Origin of the sequence: Candidatus Kurthia intestinigallinarum (assembly GCF_003991225.1) — a bacterium.
Lineage (GTDB): Bacteria > Bacillota > Bacilli > Bacillales_A > Planococcaceae > Kurthia > Kurthia populi.
In genome coordinates this window covers 38,272-53,516 of sequence record NZ_JTFC01000027.1, presented here as the reverse complement: position 1 = coordinate 53,516, position 15,245 = coordinate 38,272, and the positions used below count along the sequence as shown (strand labels likewise).

Genomic DNA, 15,245 nt, shown 5'->3' with positions numbered 1-15,245 from the left:
AAGGATTTTTGAAGGATACGTCCTCGATCATCAACTGCACAAGCATAGTGTTTACGTTTGGCAATATCGATGCCGATAACGAGTGTATTTTCAGAAACTTGATTTATTTTTTCATTCGTATTAAAATTCATTCGGATGGGTCCTCTCTGTATATTATGCGCGTCAATGCCAGTTGACACTCAAGCATCATACAGGAGGGCTTTTTTGTTTTCAAGTCTCTGAAAATCCTTCTAACAGGAATGCTCCTATATAATTTAGTATACAGTTAATTAAAAAGCTAAAAATGTTAGCCATTTTATAGATGGCTTTTTTATCATTTCTTCGCAGAATACCCCTCCCTCAAGGAACGTAGTGAGTAGGGAGGGGTATTCTGCAAACCCAATTATTCTGCCAGTACTAATTTGTTGAAAAGAACATCTGTTCCTATTATACTATTCGAAAAAAGGAGGTGTCTGTCATGTCACATCAAGCGTATAAATTCCGTATCTACCCAAATAAAGATCAACGAGTATTGATTCATCAAACACATGGGCATTGTCGTTTTGTTTACAACCATTTTCTTGCGTTGTGGAATACTTCTTATGAAGAAGAAGGAAAAGGGTTGAATCGTTCCATTATGTCCAAAATGCTCACAAAGCTGAAAAAACAAGAGGATACGGCATGGCTACGCAACGTAGATAGTGTGGCATTACAAGCCTCTTATGAAAATTTAATAGACGCTTTTCAACGTTTCTTTCAAAAGCAAAATAACTATCCTCGCTTCAAAAGTAAAAAGAATCCCGTTCAAAGTTATACTACGAAGAATACGAATAACAATATTGCGATTGTCGGCAATCAAATGAAGCTACCAAAATTAGGACTCGTAAAATTTGCGAAGTCGCGTAATATTGAAGGTCGTATTCTAAAAGCGACAATTAAATACAATGCGAGTGGTACGTTTTACGTGTCTGTCCTATGCGAAGTACCAGACTTTAAGCCATTGCCTCAAACAAAGAAAGCTGTAGGAATTGATTTAGGTATCACCGATTTTGCGATTCTGTCCGATGGACGTAAAGTGGATAACCAACGCTTTACAGCCAAAATGGAGCAGAAGTTAAAACGTGAGCAGCGCAAATTGTCCCGTCGCTATGAGCAAGCGAAAAAAGAGGGTCGTAACCTACGTGCGTGCATGAACTACCAAAAGCAACGTCGTAGAGTGGCTCGTTTGCGTGAGCGTGTCGCGTTTCAACGTGAAGATTTTTTAAACAAGCTATCAACGGCATTGATTCGTCACTATGACGTCATCTGTCTTGAAGACTTAAACACAAAAGGCATGTTGAAAAATCATAAGTTAGCGAAAGCGATTAGTGATGTGTCATGGTCTGAATTTGTGACCAAGCTAAAATATAAGGCAAAATGGTTCGATCGAAAAATTGTCGAAATCGACAGATTCTTCCCATCGAGCCAACTTTGTCATACTTGCGGTCATCGAGATGGCAAGAAACCATTAGCTATTCGTGTGTGGACTTGTTCAGCTTGTGGTACGACACTAGACCGAGATATTAATGCAAGTCGAAATATTTTAGCCGAAGGGCTAAGAATTTTGAACCAACAACCGTAGGAACGACGGGGATAGCCTACTAAAAAAGTGAAGCCACTGTTTCGAGCAACTGGAAACAAGCAAGCACTGTTCGTAGGAATCTCCCACTTCAAGCAACGTTCGAAGAACGGCTAAGTGGGGGTAGTTCAATTATCCTGCGGTTTCTTCATTTGGAACATATTCATATAAACCCGCATAAAATATATTTGAAATAATTGGAAATAAATAAAAATTGACAAAATAATTATTTTTGTGATATTATTAAAAATTTGATTAAAACACCAAAAGGTGTTAAGGTTAAGAAAGTTGTTATTAAACGGGGGTGGATGATTTGTTTAAAGTTGGTCAAAATATTATGTATGCAACACAAGGCGCTGGAATCATTACAGGAATAGAAGAACGAGAGTTTTCTGGTAAAATTCATCGATATTATGTTATTGGCATGGTAATTAATCGCATGCAGTTACTTATACCTGTAGATAAAATGGTAGATGCACCTATAAGATCGATTACACACATTAAAGCACTGAGAAGTATACTTCATGCTTTTACGCATGGTCAATCAGATCAAATAATTTCTTGGAAAGAACGTTATAATAAAAATACAAATAAAATTAAAACAGGGGATTTAAAAGACTGCGTAGAAGTTGTACGTGATCTAACTCGTATGAGAGCAGAGAAAAAACTTAATACCAGTGAAAAAGATATGCTTGCTCAAGCCCAAAAAATTATGATGAGTGAACTTAATCTTATTAAAGGAATTACACCAGAACAACTGGAAAGCTTTTATTAAATTAATCATTTCTATCTATTAGAAGAAAATAGCCTACTAATAAAATTAATGGAATTAAAAAGAAATAAATTCTATAATTTTCTAGAAATCCCATAATAATAACCTCCAAACAGAGTCTCTTTTTGAGACTTTTATAAATTTATTATTTATCTACCACTATTAATTCAAATTAATCAATAGACAAATACCAATATATGTTATATAATGTATTTAACAAGAAATTAGAACAGCAATAAATTCACTTATTACAAAGTGTACTAGTTGTTAAGTTAGTACTTTTTGTAATATGTGAATTTTTTCTTTCTTAGAAATTACAATCTTATTAAATAACATTATTGGAGGTCATTATATATGACACAAGGTACAGTAAAATGGTTTAACTCAGAAAAAGGATTCGGTTTCATCGAAGTAGAAGGCGGCGCAGACGTATTCGCTCACTTCTCTGCTATTCAAGATGAAGGATTCAAAACTTTAGAAGACAATCAAAAAGTAACTTTCGATATCGAAGATGGACAACGTGGTCCACAAGCAACAAATATCGTAAAAATGTAATTATAAATAAAAGGGCACCCTTGCAGGGTGTCTTTTTTATTTTAATTAATGAAATTAGCTAGGTGAAGGAGTGGAAATTTATAGAATCAAAAAGACAGAAGTCTTCTGTTTCAGTAAAGAAATTTTTAAACATGTATGGTTTATTTACAATTGGTATCTTAATAGCAACAATATATACTCATTCGATTACTGGAAATGCAGAACAAGGTATATTTTTTGACAGCACTTTGATGATGAGTGATGAAAAAATAACAAGTTTATTATTTTTTCTTTTCATTATAAGTATTATCTATTTTACAATGATCAATGTTTTTTTAAAATCATAAAAAATAAATAGAAATATTAATTTGAAATAAAGTCTCTATAAATAATTAAAAATTGCTTTAGTAGTTTCAATCATCGGCTTATTTAATTAATCTATCAAACTAAATTCTACTCGATTCTAAATTTACAATATGGCGCGATTTAAACTTTTGCTCACTCTAGCAGTGGGCTTTTTTATTTGAACGATAGATTGTCAAATTAACTGCACCATCTCATATTCAAATACATCTTGTATGGTGTTCCGGTTGAGGCACTTTCTTGGTCGATTGTTGATCAATGAAAGTGCTTTTTCTATTTTTGAGGGTGTTAGTTGTCCTAAGTCCATTCGTTTTGGGAAAAATTCGCGTAAAAGACCATTACTATTTTCATTCGTGCCACGTTGCCATGGCGCGTATGGATCAGCGAAGTAAAATGGAATCTCATACTGGGTCTTAAGTTCGGTGTAACAGCTAAATTCTTTTCCACGATCCATCGTAAACGTTTGAAAACATGGTCTTGGATAACGTGAAATGAGCTGTTCAATGGCCCATTTCATCGATTGCGCCGAGCGATTCGGTATTTGAATGCCGACATAGAAACGTGTTTTTCGCTCGGCGAACGTCGCAATACATCCTTTCGTACCACGCGCTGAAACGACAGTATCTAATTCCCAATGGCCAAACGTTTCACGCGTTTTGACTTCTTTGGGGCGTTGTTGAATCGAGGTTCCAACATTGAAACGACCACGTGTTTTGCGTGGTGCCTGACGTTTTCCTTTTTGCCGAAGTACTTGAAGCGTCACGCGAAGCTTTCCTGAATAAAGCCAACGATAAATCGTTTTGAACGATAGTTTTCCTTGAAATAAGGAACCGATAGTCTGTTCAGGAGACCATGTCGCTTTTAGTCTTTCTTCGATAACATTACGCAGTTTGTCGGTAAACTTTGAACGCGCACCGCATTTTTTCTTCTGCGCAGCCGCGTGCCATTGCGCCTTTTCGGCAGACCATTCATTCAGTCGCTTTACTTCACGTGAATCGTTGTATGAGAACGATTCAGATTACGCGCAATGGCACGACAAGAGTACCCTAATCCTTTTAAAACTTCTATTTTCGTACGTTCAGATGTGGTAAGATGACAATAGCTCATTCCATATGGCCCCCTGTTGATTTTGGTGTAGGAACTTTAATTATACAGGCTCATATGGAATGGGTCTTTTTTTATTTATTTTGAGTGGTGCACTTAATATTACAATTCGTCGAACAAAAAAAGAGATTGGGACAAAACACGTCATGTTCCCTTTTTAGCGTTCGCAACGAAAAACCGGAACCGCGCCACAGCGCGATTCCGGTTTTTCTTATGCTCATATGAGAGGTGATTTCTACACGTATGTCCCAGCCTCCTTTATCTTATTTGATTGTAAAGCTTTAACCATTTGATTCAACGGTGATATTTATATTCCGAAAGCTATTATTGAATACTTTCCGGTTTTCATCATTTCTAGAAAATAATCGAGTTTATCAAATTGGTAATATAATTCTTTTTTAGTATATAACTTAGCATCTTTCCCTTGTTCTAAAACAAAAGAATCTGTGGGTATACCTTTAATAATGTCCCTAAATTTTTCAATGCAGTTTATAAAAGAAGGCATTGATTCATTCAATAATACAGTAGGTTTGTATGCGTCTGCATTTGCATTTATTTTTTTGAAATCTTCATCTGCTGTAATAATATCATATATATAATTATTATTTTTTTATAATTGATTAAATCATCAGGAATACTAATCATTTTTTTCCAATTCCTCTTTTTTTGTCGTCCTAAATCAAGACTCTCGTCCATCCACACAATAAAATTAACATCTTTTCCCCAATAAATTTTCTTATTTCTAAAAGGCCAATATCTACAATATTAAATTCTGATTCAGCATCTTCTTTCTTATGTTCATACAAATAAAAAGTATAATCATCTCCGCCACCTAACATTTTTTATATCACCTCTCAATAAGAATACGATAAAAAATAGTACAATTTATAAATATCTTGATAGAAGCAAGACTTCCACAAGAAAATAATATATAACGATTACCCAAAGTAAGAAAAAACAAATATTAACTTTTGATGGTAATTAAAATAAATATGAAAGATATACTAGTGTAACCTCTGTGGTTGCTCTTTTTTATGTACATAAATCATTTGCCGATGTGTTCATTTTAGTTCCCCAATAGTTCCCAAAACTTTTGTATTAAATGTTATGTTTCTAGGGTATTGTTAATTATCGGTATTTGCCTATGAACATTGCTAGAACAATATTTAAAGCTATGTACACGATATAATTGTTCCGTATTGAATCACATATATCATTATGGTTATCATATTGGTCAAATAATTTATATCGCAAAATTTAAGCATTGCGAAGAAACGATAATCCGTGTTACAACACGATTTCTTCTTGGTCTTCCCATTTTCCTGTTACTAAATTCAAGGCAATTTCTTCATCCAGTACACGATAATAAATAGGGTGCATTATTTTTTGTCCATGGAAGTTGTTAACGAAAGAGTAGTGTAAAAATATAATTGAATAAAATAATAATTGTATAAAAAAATGAAATGAAAGGACTGATTCGTTTGAAGATACGTTCGGCAGTACTGAGGAAGCTAGGAGCTAGCACCCCGTATAAAGAAAGTCAGCCGATTCAAATTGAAGAATTGGAGTTAGATGCACCGGGTCGAGGGGAGGTGCTCGTCAAAATTTTAGCAGCAAGTCTTTGTCATTCAGATTTGTCTGTTGTGAATGGTAGTCGTCCGCGTCCAGTACCAATGGCGCTTGGTCATGAAGCGGCTGGTGTAGTAATGTCAGTAGGTGAGGGTGTGACGGATTTTGCGAAGGGGGACCAGGTTATTTGCGTCTTTGTGCCAAGTTGTGGGGAGTGCGTGCCTTGTCAGGAAGGTCGCCCTGCTTTATGTGAGCGCGCGGCGAAATCAAATGAAGCTGGGACCTTATTAAATGGCGATATTCGTTTACATAATGGGGATGAAAAAATTTATCACCATATCGGAGTTTCTGCCTTTTCTGACTACGCGGTTGTGTCGAAGCAGTCTCTCGTAAAGGTGACGGAAGATTTGACAGCGGAGCAACTAGCCTTATTTGGCTGTGCGGTTATTACGGGTGTTGGTGCTGTCGCTAATACAGCGAAAGTGCCACTTGGGAGCTCAGTTGCTGTCGTTGGCCTTGGAGGTGTCGGTCTTAGCGCGCTACTCGGAGCCATTGCGGCGGGTGCAAGAGAGGTAGTTGCCCTCGATATTAATGATCAAAAGCTTGTTCGTGCAGCGGAGCTCGGTGCAACCGCAACATATCGCTCGGATGAAGCGGGCATTATTGACCGTGTTTTAGAGGAAACGAATGGTGGCTTTGATTATGTGTTCGAAACGGCAGGTGTTGTACCGGCGCTTGAGGTGGCCTATGCTATTACGAAGCGAGGCGGTGTTACGACAACGACAGGATTACCCGATCCAAAGGCAACCTTTGCGCTACCGTATGTGACATTAACGGCGAGTGAAAAAACACTAAAGGGCTCCTATGTAGGAAGTGCAGTGCCACGCCGAGACATTCCACATTACATTCAGCTTATGAAGGCGGGAAAATTACCGGTGGATGAGCTGATAGCTAAAACGATTCGTTTAGAAGAGATTAACGAGGGCTTTGACTTACTTGCGAGCGGGGAATATACACGTATTTTAATTTCATTTGAATGAAAAAGGTAGGTCAGTAGGATAAATCCTATCTGCCTACCTTTTTAAAATGATGTACCTTGATGGAAAAATAATTGCCACGTATCATTGGTTTTACGCCAAAGGGAGCTACGATGAGAACGACGACCAGAAAATTCCACAGTATCATACAGTGCCTGAATGACTGTGGCAGATAGTTCGTGGATACGGAAGTTCAAAATATCTGGAAGCTCCGTTACGACGGTATTCTCTAGAAGGGTATCGAGTTCAATTCCTTTTGTATAGGTCTTACCTGATGTACCAATTTCATAAAAATCATCGGCTAATAATTGCTCAAAATCCTGACGAGTTCGCTTCATTAGACGGCGTTCAAGTGCAAAAATTTCCTCGTTCATGACAATCACCTCTTTCGTTGATGGACGTTGATTTTACCATTTTCACGAGGCGTTGTTCAACTGAAAAAGGAATCGCATTCGCTGCGATTCCTTTTTCTTTATACTTTGCCAGAGACAAGTGTGTTTTTGATTTCGAGTGTACCGACAATTAGCATAATGATGCTAACAGGCACAATCCCGATAAGAAATACCGTGCTATTAATGATGTTTGTGACAAATAAAATTGAAATGATTGCCGCTAATGCGACAAGACCATGAAAATATTTTTCCATTTTACCACAACCTTTATTTAGAATACACATCATTTTATTATCATCATATTATCACATTTCCGCTGTTTTTGTGAACGATGACGACTTGTCAAAAGGAAGTATAAGTGCAAAGTGTAATGAGTCATTGGTCGCCGTTGCCGAAATGCTACCACCGAGCTGTTCAACGAGTTTTCGCACGATGGCTAAGCCGAGTCCTGTTGACTGTGATTGCTCGTGATAAAAGCGTTCAAAAAGAATCTCTGGCGGCTGTTTTAGCGGCTGAAGTAAAGGGTTTTCAAATGTCATAATGCACTGTGATTCGGTCGTTTGAAGGGAGATTGTTAATGTTTCAGCGCTATGACTCAAGCTGTTTTGCAGTAAATTATCAAAAATTCTTGAGAGCCATTCATCATCACTTAGCAGCCATACATTTTCCTCTATAGTCGCAAATTCGATCCGCATCTTCTGTTGTTCAAATGCGGCATAATGTGCGGCAATTGCTTCGGTCAATAAAGCATCCACCTGGACAGGCTTGAGTGGGGGTGTTTGCTGCTGATTCATCACATAGGCATACTCGAAAAAACTGTGTAGCAATGCTTCAAGGCGCGCGACATGTGCGAGTGCTATTTGATACTTTTGCTGCTGTGCGGCGTCTAAGGCGGAAACATCGAGTAGCTGTAAGGACCCTTTAATGGCGGTTAATGGTGTGCGAAAGTCATGTGAAATGTTCGATACGAATTCCTTATAGTAATTTTCCTGCTGTACACTTGCCTGGCGTAGCTGCTGCTCATGTGCTAGCACGTCGTTCCAGCTAGCGACGAGTGTATTTAACTGCCTATGCAGCAATTGTAAATGAAGGGGCTGGTTTTGATGTGTGTGCTGCCGTACCATTAGCTGTCGTTGAATCGTACGCAGTTGTTGCTTCATCGATAAAATATAAAAAAGGAGCAGAATCAGAATACTTAGCAACACATAAATTAACATACAGCACCTCCCTTAATGGATATCTGTTTTTCTAAAATATAAGATGGTAATACCAACACAAACACTAATAAAGCGCAACGATACAAGACAAATAGCGAGTAACGATGAATCGGCAGTAACTGTAATGGCATCGCCGCCAAATGGTGTCCAGTTTAGCCAGTTTAAATTATTTGCGGCTAGCTGTCCGCACAATACTGAAATGGCATAAAAAAGGACGATGACAAAGGTTGGCTTTTTTAAGAAAAAGGCGAGCATCACGGCAAGTGATGTTTGGCCTATATACACAATGATGAGGCTTAATAGTAACGCAACTGCTGTTGAGATTTGTGTCGTACTATTCATCGCGCTAATCATACCGCCCATTGGTACACCGAATGTATAAGGCGCATCTGCATAAAAAATCCAGAAGCTAGCGGCAACAAATGGTAGTAAATACAGGCACATGAAGAGCCAATACACGATAAATTTACTCGTGACAATTTGTGCGCGAGAATGCCCTGCACTAATCGTATGCTGCATTGTACGATTATCAAAGTCATTGGAAATGAGTAAGGTGGCAAGGACGGCGCCGATAAGTGTGACAACGTTTAAATCTGAAAAGAAAAAGGCAATGCCACCAAGTGAGGATTCGCTGGCACCAATGCGTTTTAAAAATAATAGCATAACAAGAGCACAGACGACACTTGCTGCAAATAAGAGCCATGTTGTGCGCGCGCGGCTCAGTGAAAAGCAATGTGCACGAATTAAATTAAACATGTGCAGCACCTCCAATAACCGATAGGAAATAATTTTCGAGCGTATCCCCGTGGCGGTAAAAGGCTGTCAATAAAGCGCCCGCTTCGATTAATTGGCGCGATAATTCACTAAGCAACGCAACCTCATCGAGCACCTTAATGCCACCATTTTCGAGTACGACAAGCTGTTCATAGCCTAAATCCTCGAGCACCGTCAACGTATGGGCTGTATTGTCACTTTCAATATATAAATAATGCTGACAGGCTTTTTCGAGTTCCTCATGAGTCAATGTTTGTACGAGCATCCCTTGATACATAATAAAATAATCGGTTGCTGTTTGAAATAATTCCGGTAGATTATGACTCGAAATTAAAATCGTCATATTGCGTTCTTCGACTAATTTTTTTAGCAATTTCCGTATTTCAACGACACCGATGGGATCGAGCCCATTGACTGGTTCATCTAATAAAAGAAAATCTGGATTGCCGACAAGTGACAAGGCAATGCCTAGACGCTGCTTCATACCAAGTGAAAAATCCTTCGTTTTTTTATGCGCAACATCTGGCAGACCGACGAGCGTCAGTAATTCCGTTTCGAGCGCCTTGTTTGGAATACCTCGTAATAGGCGCGCATGGCGTAGATTTTCCTGTGCCGTCATATGCTCAATGAGTGCAGGGGCTTCAATCATGCTACCGATTTTTTGCTGTTGCTTTCGTAAGTTTACATCATCAAATAAACGAATACTGCCAGACGTCGGTGCTGTAAAGCCACAAATCATTTTCATCAGCGTAGATTTTCCGGCGCCATTTGTGCCGATTAAGCCATAAATATGCCCACGCTTAATAGTCAATGACACATTATGAACGACGGTGTTTCGACCATATGTTTTTGTTAGCTGTGTTGTTTCTAAAATATTCATAGTAGTTCATCCTTTCATCGCGCTCAGTATAGCGCATGAAGGTCAAGCGAACGTTAAGATAGTGGACGAAGGCGGTAGCCGAGATAGCGAATGGTTTCAATCGCATCAATCGGCTGTAGCTTATGGCGTAAATTACTAATATGCGTTTTAATGGTGCCCTCATCACCTGTATACCCATCATCACGCAGGCTCCGAATTAAATTTTCCTTCGTAAAAATTTTTTGTGGCTGAGACATGAATAAATGCAGTAGCGCATATTCTGTCGCCGTCAGTGCAAGTGTACGATTAGCAAGTGTCACAAGCTGCTGTGCTTCATCAAGTGAGATTGTTTGATATGTATAGCGTTTTTGTCGTGTAACCGCCGGACCATATGCGCGGCGCAGTGTTGATTCAATACGTGCGACAACTTCCTCTATATCAAATGGCTTCGTAATGTAATCATCTGCCCCAAGACGTAGTAATTCCACCTTTGTCGTCGTTGCATTTTTCGCTGAAATAATAATGACAGGGATTGTTGATTGCTGACGGAGCTGTGCTAAAATCGTTTCACCATCTACAAATGGTAATGTGAGGTCAAGCAGCACAAGATCATACGTAGTAGAAAGCTGAGTCAGAGCGTGCGCACCATCATAGGCCGTCACCGTTTCAAAGCCCGCCTGTTCTAAAATTTCGACTAATACATTGCTGACATCTCGTTCATCTTCAATAATTAAAATTCGCATCATTATCGCTCCTTTAACTATGCTTAGTGTAGGAAAAAAATGAAAATTTGTCTATGTGTCCGAGTGTTTAGACCGGTAATTGCACATTTTAAAATGATTTGTATTATGATAAAGAGGACTACTTAAGAATTCAGGTGATACAATGCCAGCTTTAACAATGGATCAAGTGCTCATGCTTGATTCGTACAATGTTTATACAACACCACCCGTGCGTTCACTCTTTACGCTTGACCGCGTGCATAAGCAATTTTTCCAGGAAGATGAAATGGGCGACTTAATGCAGGGGATTACGAATGCGACTTCGAAGGCCGCTGCGATTTCGCATTTTTCAAAGCGCTATGGTCAATTTATTGCGATGCAGTTTTATATGCTGACCGCGTTTGATGAGGTATGGGATGGTAACGAAGAGGATTTACGCTTTGATGCGACGAATGAAAATGGTGTCTACACGATTTGTATGTTCGCAAATCCAAATGATTGGCGCTATGTGGACGACGATGACCGTGCTTATACGATGGCCACTATTTTATACAAGCAATGCTATCAGGTTGTGCAGGATTTGCGTAATGTGACGGCGATTTCACCACGCGTCATTTGGGATAATTTCTTTGTGCATATCACAAATATCTATGCGAAGTTACTCGATGATCCGCTTCTAGCAGACCGTGCAATGGATGATTTAGAACTATTAGAATCACCAGAAGTATGGGCCCGCTTCAGCCAAAAATCATTGTATTATGACTATACAAAAGGCAAAGCACCCGCAAGCCTTGTCAATCAGCCGATTCGCAAATCTTGCTGCTTATCAAAGGACATCCCAGGGCTTGGGGCATGTGGCTATTGCCCACTCGAGCAGGATTAATTTGGAAGGAATCACGTATTCGTGGTTCCTTTTTTTGTATAATGAATATGGAGGGGATGACGATGGTACAGGTAGAATGTACACGCTTTAAAGTAAAGGAAGGAAAGTCTGCGGTCGTTGATGAATGGCTGCAATTTTTAAATGACAATATGAAGGATGTCCTTGTAACATTAGAGGGCGAAAAAATGTATGTCGAAACGATTTTACGCGAGCATAAGGATGGTAGCGAGTATTTGTATTGGTATTCGGTACAAGGTCCTGGCGGCATCGACGTCGAGGAATCGACGCACTGGATTGATGTGAAGCATTTGGCATACTGGGATAAATGTATTGATAACACCTTTCGACCAGAGGAGCTGACACCGGCAGTGGTAATGATTCCACAACGCGTGCGACAGGTAATGCAATAAAAAAAGGAGTTGCCCAAAAATGGGTGACTCCTTTTTTATAAGATTTTTTGCTTAGCGAATTGTGCAATTAACGAATCAATAAAGCTACGACTCGCAATCGGTAGAATTTTATAATCTTTATATGCTAAATGCAGTGGACGCATGGCGGCAGGCTTAAGGGGACGTGTTGTCACACGATAGGGCGAACGTGCAAGCATGAGTTCTGGCATAATCGCCACACCAAGCTGCTGTTCAATTAATGCCATTGCCGCATAATCCTCCTCGACAATATAATGAATATCTGCCTCTAAATTAGCCGCTTCAAATAGCTCTAGCGCATCATTCGACTCGCCCTCATCAATTAACACAAATGGTTCGGTAGCGAGTGATTCGAGTGATAGGGAGGCTTCTTTTGCAAGGGCATCAAGCGGTGATAAGACCGCAAGTAGTGGATCATCCATCAAATGATGCATCGTTAGAAGTGGACTCGTTTGGTCACTTAAAAAGCCGAAATCAACAGCACCCTCTAAAATCCAATTCGTAATATCTGTATATTCACCCTGACGAATTTCAAATTGCACGCCGGGAAATGTACGTTTAAAACGCTTAATACTATTCGGTAAAATATGACATGCGACACTCGTAAGCGCACCGATTTTAACGATGCCCTTATCAAGTCCTTTCATTTCATGTTGCTTTTTAAATAACTCTTTTTCAGCGTAGCAAATATTTTTAATATATGGTAAAAATTGCTCACCATCTGGGGTTAATGTAATCCCCTTGCGTGAACGGATTACAAGCTGTGTATCGAGCTCATATTCGAGTGATTGTACGATTTGGCTCACAGCTGACTGTGTGTAGCCTAACTGCTTAGCAGCGGCGGTAAAACTCCCTGTTTCAATGATTTTTAAAAATGCTTCGTATGAATTCATAATGTGTCCTCTTAAATAAGATTTTCTAATGTTTATATTATAAACATTCGTTTTATTAATGCAATAGATGGTGCTAAAATAACAAAGGATTTTAGGTGGAAGGAACGTCGAACGATGAGTCATACAAGAGCAAATTTATTATTAATCTCCATAGCCATTGCGTGGGGGAGTTCATATATATTTATGAAAGTGGGATTAGAATCACTCAATACATCATCGATTATTGTGTGGCGTTTTGCGCTCGCATTTATCGTGATGGCTGCGCTATTTTATAAAAAAATTATCCGTGTCACAAAGCAAACACTAGTCGCAAGTGCTATTCTCGCATTGCCGCTGTACGGGGTATTTGTATTCTTATTAAATGGCATGCAGTCTACAACGGTATCAACGGCGAGCTTTTTAACGAGTACAACGGTGGTCTTTGTACCATTGCTTCATGCGTTAATAACCAAACATATTCCATCGCGTAAAACGATGATGAGCCTTGCAGTAGTAGTTGCAGGCCTTGCACTGCTTACAATCGGCGATGATTTTGGCTTATCGTACGGGGCAATTCTTTGTTTATTATGCGCGATTTGCAATGCACTCTATTTAGTGTGGACAAATCATTATGCTAAGAAAGTACAGCCGCTGCAGCTCGGTATTTTCCAGTTAGGCTTTACCGCATTATATGGTTGTGTAGGCTTTGCGGTAGAAGCACCGATGATGCCTGCAACAATGAATGAATGGATGGCTATTTTAGGAATGGCACTATTATGTTCAGCGTATGGCTATGTGCTGCAACCAGTGGCACAGCGCTATACATCAGCAGAAGAAGCGGGTTTTATTTTCTCTTTAGAGCCTGTATTCGCAGTTATTTTTGCCTTTATGATTTTTGGCGAAGTGATGACGGGTGTAGCAGTTGCTGGAGCAGTGCTTATTTTAAGTGGTGTGCTCATCGCAAATTATGTACCGAAAACAAATGTGTTTATGAAAAAAGAACATCTTTAAATACAAAAGAGACTGGGACATACGTATAAAAACAATCGTTCATATGAGCATAAGAAAAACCGGAATCGTGCTGTAGCGCGGTTCCGGTTTTTCGTTGCGAACGCTAAAAAAAAGAAAATTTGTTATGCTAAATAGGCAATTAATTCTTGGCCACTTGGTGCGGCGGTTAGATAATTTTCCCATTCTACATACAATGTAGTAATAGACGAAGAATGCGCTTGCAATGCTTTGATGTCGCCAAGAAATACCGATAAGGTAATACGCGACATGGGTTGGCATATAAGAAATAGCTCATGATTTGCATCATATGAGAAATCCTTACCGGACAAAATATGATGCAAGGCATTTTCGCGAATTTGAAGATGTGCTTTTATATACGGCGCTTTTTCGAGCCAAGGCGTTTGTAGCATCGCTTGAATAAGTTCATTTGCTGTGCGCCACTGTGCTAGGCGTAAGTAGGCACTTGTGAGATGCCCATGAATTTGCATAAGTAAGGTCGGCACAGATACTTCAAGCGCTTCAATCATAAATTTATCCAAGTCATTGTACGTTTTGACGGCCTGTGTGTAGAGCCCAGAATTAAGGAAATACAGTAATTTATAGTGTAAGACGGATGCGTAAATATAAATATAATCATGTAAATTTGGTAGATTTTTAATTGTCAGTAGTAAGGAGTTAGCAAGTTCAAGAGCCTGTTGATGTTGATTTGCAAAAAATAAAATGGCTACTTTACAGTGTAAAAAAGGAATTTGCTGTTCTAGTGAGGCTGCTACAGGCATATGTTCACTAAATAATTTGAAATAGTACAAAATAAAATCAGGTTCTTCTATATAACGCGCGCATAATGTACAGCAATAGAGAACATGACGTTTTTGGTCGTCTGTTAAAGTTGTATCATTAAGTAAGCTTTCACCAATTGCCAGTGCATCGCGGTAGTTGCCGGTAGTGAAGCATTTTTTTAATTGTTCAATCGACATGGTGCACCTTCTCTCTATTTAATGAGCTTCATTATACTATAGCTATCGGGTGGGAATTTATTTTTTAAACAAAATATTCATAAGACTTAAAATTTTCATGCAATCATTGTAGAACAGCTATGACATTCGGTACA

The 15,245-nt window shown here is 38.9% G+C and carries 16 protein-coding genes and 2 pseudogenes; 7 read left to right on the top strand and 11 right to left on the bottom strand.

The features are described from left to right. Positions 1-131 (bottom strand): annotated as a pseudogene (locus tag QI30_RS07750) (IS110 family transposase); the annotation flags it as partial. A 326-nt stretch (positions 132-457) separates the two neighbouring features. On the opposite strand from QI30_RS07750, the gene tnpB reads away from it, so the two are divergent. The 3 genes from tnpB (at position 458) to QI30_RS07735 (ending at position 2,924) form a co-directional block, all read left to right on the top strand. Next, positions 458-1,600 carry an IS200/IS605 family element RNA-guided endonuclease TnpB gene (gene tnpB, locus QI30_RS07745; RefSeq protein WP_126990367.1) on the top strand — a complete coding sequence of 381 codons (1,143 nt, stop codon included), beginning with the start codon at positions 458-460 and terminating at the stop codon, positions 1,598-1,600. 301 nt (positions 1,601-1,901) lie between these two features. Further along, a complete protein-coding gene (locus tag QI30_RS07740; RefSeq protein ID WP_255411564.1) occupies positions 1,902-2,372 on the top strand; it encodes a CarD family transcriptional regulator in 471 nt (156 codons plus the stop codon). A gap of 351 nt (positions 2,373-2,723) precedes the next feature. Beyond that, positions 2,724-2,924, top strand: coding sequence for a cold-shock protein (locus QI30_RS07735; protein ID WP_126990365.1), 201 nt, complete (start codon positions 2,724-2,726; stop codon positions 2,922-2,924). 517 nt (positions 2,925-3,441) lie between these two features. Here QI30_RS07735 and QI30_RS07730 read toward each other — a convergent pair. Together QI30_RS07730 and QI30_RS20390 are read right to left on the bottom strand one after the other, a co-directional pair. After that, positions 3,442-4,373 (bottom strand): annotated as a pseudogene (locus QI30_RS07730) (IS30 family transposase). Between the two features lie 671 nt (positions 4,374-5,044). After that, positions 5,045-5,209, bottom strand: coding sequence for a hypothetical protein (locus QI30_RS20390; protein WP_158620989.1), 165 nt, complete (start codon positions 5,207-5,209; stop codon positions 5,045-5,047). A 642-nt stretch (positions 5,210-5,851) separates the two neighbouring features. Between QI30_RS20390 and QI30_RS07725 the strand changes: the two genes are divergently transcribed. Beyond that, complete coding sequence (locus tag QI30_RS07725; RefSeq protein ID WP_126990364.1) at positions 5,852-6,979, top strand: zinc-dependent alcohol dehydrogenase family protein; 1,128 nt, start codon at positions 5,852-5,854, stop codon at positions 6,977-6,979. A 41-nt stretch (positions 6,980-7,020) separates the two neighbouring features. Here the strand turns inward: QI30_RS07725 and QI30_RS07720 are convergent, their stop codons facing one another. The 6 genes from QI30_RS07720 to QI30_RS07700 form a co-directional block, all read right to left on the bottom strand. Beyond that, positions 7,021-7,350: a DUF4440 domain-containing protein gene (locus tag QI30_RS07720; RefSeq protein WP_126990363.1), complete on the bottom strand. Its 330-nt coding sequence runs from the start codon at positions 7,348-7,350 to the stop codon at positions 7,021-7,023. Positions 7,351-7,448: 98 nt separating this feature from the next. Further along, entirely contained in the window at positions 7,449-7,622 is a 174-nt protein-coding gene (locus QI30_RS20385; protein ID WP_158620988.1) for a hypothetical protein, read from the bottom strand. Positions 7,623-7,673: 51 nt separating this feature from the next. Next, the gene (locus tag QI30_RS07715) at positions 7,674-8,585 is read right to left on the bottom strand and encodes a sensor histidine kinase (RefSeq protein WP_126990362.1); all 912 of its coding nucleotides are present in this window, start codon (positions 8,583-8,585) and stop codon (positions 7,674-7,676) included. A gap of 12 nt (positions 8,586-8,597) precedes the next feature. After that, positions 8,598-9,341 (bottom strand): ABC transporter permease subunit, encoded by a 744-nt coding sequence (locus QI30_RS07710; RefSeq protein ID WP_126990361.1) that lies wholly within the window; start codon positions 9,339-9,341, stop codon positions 8,598-8,600. After that, complete coding sequence (locus QI30_RS07705) at positions 9,334-10,239, bottom strand: ABC transporter ATP-binding protein (RefSeq protein WP_126990360.1); 906 nt, start codon at positions 10,237-10,239, stop codon at positions 9,334-9,336. The genes QI30_RS07710 and QI30_RS07705 overlap by 8 nt, the downstream gene beginning before the upstream one ends. A gap of 53 nt (positions 10,240-10,292) precedes the next feature. Further along, positions 10,293-10,964, bottom strand: coding sequence for a response regulator transcription factor (locus QI30_RS07700; protein WP_126990359.1), 672 nt, complete (start codon positions 10,962-10,964; stop codon positions 10,293-10,295). A 139-nt stretch (positions 10,965-11,103) separates the two neighbouring features. Here QI30_RS07700 and QI30_RS07695 point away from each other — a divergent pair, with 139 nt between their 5' ends. Beyond that, positions 11,104-11,823, top strand: coding sequence for a Fe-S oxidoreductase (locus QI30_RS07695; protein ID WP_126990358.1), 720 nt, complete (start codon positions 11,104-11,106; stop codon positions 11,821-11,823). Between the two features lie 62 nt (positions 11,824-11,885). Then, a complete protein-coding gene (locus tag QI30_RS07690) occupies positions 11,886-12,233 on the top strand; it encodes a DUF6176 family protein (protein ID WP_126990357.1) in 348 nt (115 codons plus the stop codon). A 35-nt stretch (positions 12,234-12,268) separates the two neighbouring features. Here the strand turns inward: QI30_RS07690 and QI30_RS07685 are convergent, their stop codons facing one another. Next, entirely contained in the window at positions 12,269-13,144 is an 876-nt protein-coding gene (locus tag QI30_RS07685; RefSeq protein WP_126990356.1) for a LysR family transcriptional regulator, read from the bottom strand. Positions 13,145-13,258: 114 nt separating this feature from the next. On the opposite strand from QI30_RS07685, the gene QI30_RS07680 reads away from it, so the two are divergent. After that, positions 13,259-14,134 (top strand): DMT family transporter, encoded by an 876-nt coding sequence (locus QI30_RS07680; RefSeq protein WP_126990355.1) that lies wholly within the window; start codon positions 13,259-13,261, stop codon positions 14,132-14,134. A gap of 122 nt (positions 14,135-14,256) precedes the next feature. Here QI30_RS07680 and QI30_RS07675 read toward each other — a convergent pair whose 3' ends face one another. Continuing rightward, positions 14,257-15,111: a hypothetical protein gene (locus QI30_RS07675; protein ID WP_126990354.1), complete on the bottom strand. Its 855-nt coding sequence runs from the start codon at positions 15,109-15,111 to the stop codon at positions 14,257-14,259. Between the last annotated feature and the right edge of the window lie 134 nt (positions 15,112-15,245).

Coding starts and splice junctions, on each gene's coding strand:
- QI30_RS07735 (WP_126990365.1), top strand. CDS start 2,724: ATGACACAAGGTACAGTAAAATGGTTTAACTCAGAAAAAGGATTCGGT.
- QI30_RS07700 (WP_126990359.1), bottom strand. CDS start 10,964: ATGATGCGAATTTTAATTATTGAAGATGAACGAGATGTCAGCAATGTA.
- QI30_RS07690 (WP_126990357.1), top strand. CDS start 11,886: ATGGTACAGGTAGAATGTACACGCTTTAAAGTAAAGGAAGGAAAGTCT.
- QI30_RS07720 (WP_126990363.1), bottom strand. CDS start 7,350: ATGAACGAGGAAATTTTTGCACTTGAACGCCGTCTAATGAAGCGAACT.
- QI30_RS20385 (WP_158620988.1), bottom strand. CDS start 7,622: ATGGAAAAATATTTTCATGGTCTTGTCGCATTAGCGGCAATCATTTCA.
- QI30_RS07695 (WP_126990358.1), top strand. CDS start 11,104: ATGCCAGCTTTAACAATGGATCAAGTGCTCATGCTTGATTCGTACAAT.
- QI30_RS07715 (WP_126990362.1), bottom strand. CDS start 8,585: ATGTTAATTTATGTGTTGCTAAGTATTCTGATTCTGCTCCTTTTTTAT.
- QI30_RS07680 (WP_126990355.1), top strand. CDS start 13,259: ATGAGTCATACAAGAGCAAATTTATTATTAATCTCCATAGCCATTGCG.
- QI30_RS07675 (WP_126990354.1), bottom strand. CDS start 15,111: ATGTCGATTGAACAATTAAAAAAATGCTTCACTACCGGCAACTACCGC.
- QI30_RS07705 (WP_126990360.1), bottom strand. CDS start 10,239: ATGAATATTTTAGAAACAACACAGCTAACAAAAACATATGGTCGAAAC.
- QI30_RS07685 (WP_126990356.1), bottom strand. CDS start 13,144: ATGAATTCATACGAAGCATTTTTAAAAATCATTGAAACAGGGAGTTTT.
- QI30_RS20390 (WP_158620989.1), bottom strand. CDS start 5,209: ATGTTAGGTGGCGGAGATGATTATACTTTTTATTTGTATGAACATAAG.
- tnpB (WP_126990367.1), top strand. CDS start 458: ATGTCACATCAAGCGTATAAATTCCGTATCTACCCAAATAAAGATCAA.
- QI30_RS07710 (WP_126990361.1), bottom strand. CDS start 9,341: ATGTTTAATTTAATTCGTGCACATTGCTTTTCACTGAGCCGCGCGCGC.